The sequence below is a fragment of the Bacillus sp. GbtcB10 genome, from assembly GCF_019091365.1.
Classification (GTDB): Bacteria; Bacillota; Bacilli; order Bacillales; family Bacillaceae; genus Bacillus; species Bacillus altitudinis.
Genome location: NZ_JAGXJP010000137.1, coordinates 1 through 272 on the forward strand (window position 1 = coordinate 1; position 272 = coordinate 272).

Below are 272 nucleotides of genomic sequence, written 5' to 3' on the forward strand. Positions count from 1 at the left end.
ATTAATGAAAACGTTTGCGCCTTAAAAAAGAGAAAAATGAATGATGAATGAAATGGGGTAGCATAATGGAAAAACAATGGTGGAAAGAAAGTGTAGTATATCAAATTTATCCTCGTAGCTTTATGGATAGTAATGGTGATGGTATAGGAGATCTTCAAGGGATTATTTCAAAGCTAGATTACTTAAAAGAGTTAGGGATTGATGTGATTTGGTTATCACCAGTCTATGAATCTCCAAATGATGATAATGGTTATGATATAAGCGATTATTGT

General features: G+C 32.0%; 1 protein-coding gene. It reads left to right on the plus strand.

Annotated features, from left to right (window positions below; translation table 11 throughout):
• Nucleotides 1-65: 65 nt before the first annotated feature.
• Nucleotides 66-272 (plus strand): alpha-amylase family glycosyl hydrolase (locus KVT11_RS19885; RefSeq protein ID WP_254636537.1); only part of this gene is annotated, 207 nt, incomplete at its 3' end.